This window comes from Streptomyces sp. NPDC035033 (assembly GCF_040636735.1).
In the GTDB taxonomy this organism is placed as follows: domain Bacteria; phylum Actinomycetota; class Actinomycetes; order Streptomycetales; family Streptomycetaceae; genus Streptomyces.
The window spans coordinates 1-3,371 of record NZ_JBEZUZ010000199.1 but is presented as its reverse complement, the minus strand read 5'-3'; the positions used below and the strand labels follow the sequence as shown (position 1 = coordinate 3,371).

Below are 3,371 nucleotides of genomic sequence, written 5' to 3'. Positions count from 1 at the left end.
TGCCAGGACCCGCCCGCCGCGGACGACGCCCGCAGGGGGGTGGCGCCGGTCGTCGCGGGCGCGCCCACGCCGGGGACGACGGCCCCGGGGACGGGCGCGCCGGGGGCGTAGCCGCCCGCCGCGCCCTTGCGGGCGTAGTCGGAGGCGGGGAGCTTGTCGGCGTACGCGCGCGTGACGCGGTCCCGGTAGGCGGCGAGGGTCGTGCCGCCGGCGCCGACGGCGTTCACCGCGTCCGTGTCCAGCGGCAGCACCTTCGCGCCCTTCTGGACGTACCAGGCGTCGATCTGCGGTTCGCGGAAGACCAGGCCGCCGGGGAGTTTCCGGGCTCCTTCGCGCGCGTACCGGATCTCGTCGTCGCCGGTGGCGATGTTCACCACCCGCCAGCCGCCGGGGCCGCGGACCGTCCACAGGGACGCCTTCTGGCCGTCGGCGGCGACGGCGAGGCTGGCCCGGTACTCCTCGCGGGCCACGGGCGCGTCCGCCGCGCCGGCGACGAAGTCGGCGCTGAGGATCCGGACCGGCACGGAGGGGCCGGATATCCGGGGCGCCGCGGCGGTACGGGCGAGCGCTCCGTCGCGGGCGAAGAAGCGGCCGAGGGTGGCGAGCGTCTCCGGCGCGGCGGCGGCCTGCTCGGCGGTCGGCGCGGCCGGCAGCGGGTCGGCGCCCGGGGCCGCGGCGGCGGTGGGAGCCGCGAGGCCGAGGGCGAGGAGCGCGGCGGCTCCGGTCACGAGCGCCGTGGCGGCGGCCCCGGTGGTCGCGGAGGTGGTCGTCGTGGTCGTCGCGGTCATCGTCGTCACGCCCCGATCCGGTAGAGCGAGTGGGTCCAGGAGAAGGAGGCGTTGTTCACGTACCACGCGTGGGAGGCCCAGTTGTAGCGATTGCTGGAAGGCCACGGATCTCCCCAGTACACCCAGCTGTTCGCGTCGTCGTAGCCGTACACGACGTGCATGTGGCCGCCGCCGCTCGACCACTGGATGCGGGTCTCGACCGGCCGGCCGGCGTCGATCTCCGTCTGGACGGTGGAGTAGCGCAGCCAGCCGTCGACGTACGAGCCGGGGCTGATGCCCGCCCAGCGCAGGCCGGTCTGGACGTTGCCGAGGGTGGCCTGCCAGTTGGGGCAGTCGTAGCCCTGCTGCCGCTGGAAGGCGGCGTTGCAGAACTGGTTCTGGCTGTAGCCGCGGCCGTACCAGGTGGCGATGGTGTTCCCGGCCGCGGCCCAGCACCAGTTGGTCTTCTGCTGGGCCTGCATGGTGATGTTCAGGCGCTTGGCGGCGAGGGCGGCGGTCCCGTCCGTCGCCGGGGCGGGGGCCGGCGCGGCGGACGCCGTGGCCGCGGCGGGGACGAGGAGCAGCGCGGCGGCGGCGAACGCCACGAGGCCCCTCGTCCTGTTCTGGAGTCGTCTGCGCATGGGGTTCCTCCCAGTGCGGGGGTGGGGGCGGGTGGGGGTGGGGTGGCGTCCGGACACCGCTTGGAGCATCGGCCGTTGTCGGGCTCGGGTCAACACGCTTCAATGCGGGGTGACATCGGGCTGTGAACGGTGTGGCGCGGGTGTGAACGCGCGTCCGCCGCCCACCAGCCCGCCCGCCGTCCGGGCCGCGGCGGTCCGCGGCCCGGGCGTGAACGTTCACCGCGCGCGCCGCGTACGCCGAGGACGGGCGTGCGCGGCGTGCGCCGGAGACACCGAGGAGCCCGCGTGAGCCACACCGAGGCCGATCTGGTGCAGCTGCTGCACACCGGCCCCTTCCACCTGGCCCTGCGCACCGCGCTCGCCGTGCGCGGGCTGCCGCTCCAGCGGGTGCAGCACCACCTCGCCCACCGGGGGGTCAAGGTCGGGGTGACCTCGCTGAGTTACTGGCAGCAGGGCGCCCGGCGGCCGCAGCGGCCGGAGTCGCTGAAGGCGGTCCGGGCGCTGGAGGAGGTGCTCCAGCTGCCGGGGAACTCGCTGCTGCGGCTGCTGGCGGAGGACGCGGTGGCCCGGGAGGGGGCGGAGCGGCCGGCGGCCCGCTCGTACCGCTCCCTGGTGGAGGCGTCGGGCGCGGTGGAGGAGCTGTTCGCGGAGCTGGAGTCGCCGGCGGACGGCGGACTGCACACGGTGGGCCACCACGAGCGGGTGCGGATCGGGCCGGGCCGGGAGCTGGTGGGGCGCACCTCGCAGCACGTGGTGCGGGCGCACCGGGACGGCGTCGACCGGTACCTCGCCCTCCACCACGGCGACCCGGGGTGCGATCCGGCGCGGGTGCGGGTGCGGGCGGTGGAGAACTGCCGTACGGGGCGGGTGCGGTGGCACGCCGGTACGGGCGTGCTCGTCGCCGAGCTGCTCTTCGACGCGCGGCTGCGGGCCGGCGACACCCATCTGTTCTCGTACGGCTTCGAGGACGGGACGGCCGGGCCGAGCGGCGAGTACCTGCGCGGCTTCAGCTTCGCGGGCGGGCAGTACGTGCTCCAGGTGGCCTTCGACGAGGCGGCGCTGCCGGTCCGGTGCCGGCGCTTCGCCCAGGCGTCGGCGGGCGCGCCGCGCGGGGGCCGCGCGGAGCTGACGCCGAGCGGCCGGCACCGCACGGTGCACTTCGTGGAGCAGGGGGTGCGTCCCGGGATCCTGGGGATCGACTGGGACTGGGAGTGAGCCGGCCGGCCCGGTTCAGGGGCCGCCGGCAAGCGGAGGGCCGGCGCAAGGACCCTGTCGAGGCGGTGGGCCGGCTCCGGGGGGCTCCGTCAGGCGGAGGGCGCGGCCTTCGGGCCGGCGACCAGCTTGCCGTCCTCGACGCGGACCTCGACCTCGGGGAGCGGGACGGTGGCGGGGCCCTTGAGGGCCTTGCCGGTGGTGACGTCGAAGCGGCTGCCGTGGCAGGGGCAGTTGCCCTCGTTGTCCTCGATCTTGTCGAGGACGCAGCCGGCGTGGGTGCACTGGGCGCTGAAGGCCTTGTACTGGCCCTTGGCGGGGCAGCTCACCAGGACCCGCTGCTCGCGGTAGAGCTTGGCGCCGCCGACCGGGACCTCGTCCGGCGCGCCGAGGGCGACCGGCGCGGTCGGGGTCGGCACCTGGGCGTGGCCCAGCTTGGAATCGGTGGAGCAGGCGGCGACTCCCAGCCCGGCGGCACCGGCGAGAGCGGCGCCCTTCAGGACGGTACGGCGGGTGGACTGGCCGGACATGATCGCTCCACGGGGGGACGGTGACAGGGTGGTCGCCCCGACGATACCCGCGCCGTTTCGGCCGGTTTCGACCGGGACCCGCTCGCGATCCGGCCGGGGCGGCCCCGTCGTGGAGCCGGGCGCGGCCGGGGCCGTACGGAGCGTGCGCCGCCCCCGGCGCCGCCCTCCGCCGGCCGGTCCGGACGCACCGGCCGGCGCCCGGGGTCCCGCCCGGCCGGCGG

At 76.5% G+C, this 3,371-nt stretch carries 4 protein-coding genes; 1 reads left to right on the top strand and 3 read right to left on the bottom strand.

Annotation, left to right across the window (positions count from 1 at the left end; genetic code table 11):
• Positions 1-788, bottom strand: a 788-nt coding sequence (locus tag AB0E83_RS35280; RefSeq protein WP_362120890.1) for a hypothetical protein, incomplete at its 3' end; no start/stop codon positions are given.
• 5 nt (positions 789-793) lie between these two features.
• On the bottom strand, positions 794-1,408 hold the full coding sequence (locus tag AB0E83_RS35275; protein ID WP_362120888.1) for a papain-like cysteine protease family protein: 615 nt from the start codon (positions 1,406-1,408) through the stop codon (positions 794-796).
• A 285-nt stretch (positions 1,409-1,693) separates the two neighbouring features.
• Between AB0E83_RS35275 and AB0E83_RS35270 the strand changes: the two genes are divergently transcribed.
• On the top strand, positions 1,694-2,623 hold the full coding sequence (locus AB0E83_RS35270; RefSeq protein ID WP_362120886.1) for a hypothetical protein: 930 nt from the start codon (positions 1,694-1,696) through the stop codon (positions 2,621-2,623).
• An 89-nt stretch (positions 2,624-2,712) separates the two neighbouring features.
• Here AB0E83_RS35270 and AB0E83_RS35265 read toward each other — a convergent pair whose 3' ends face one another.
• Positions 2,713-3,150, bottom strand: a complete 438-nt coding sequence (locus AB0E83_RS35265; protein WP_362120884.1) for a Rieske (2Fe-2S) protein — start codon at positions 3,148-3,150, stop codon at positions 2,713-2,715.
• Positions 3,151-3,371: the final 221 nt, after the last annotated feature.

Excerpts from the sequence above, each read along its gene's own strand:
- AB0E83_RS35275 (WP_362120888.1), bottom strand. The coding sequence starts at position 1,408 with ATGCGCAGACGACTCCAGAACAGGACGAGGGGCCTCGTGGCGTTCGCC.
- AB0E83_RS35265 (WP_362120884.1), bottom strand. The coding sequence starts at position 3,150 with ATGTCCGGCCAGTCCACCCGCCGTACCGTCCTGAAGGGCGCCGCTCTC.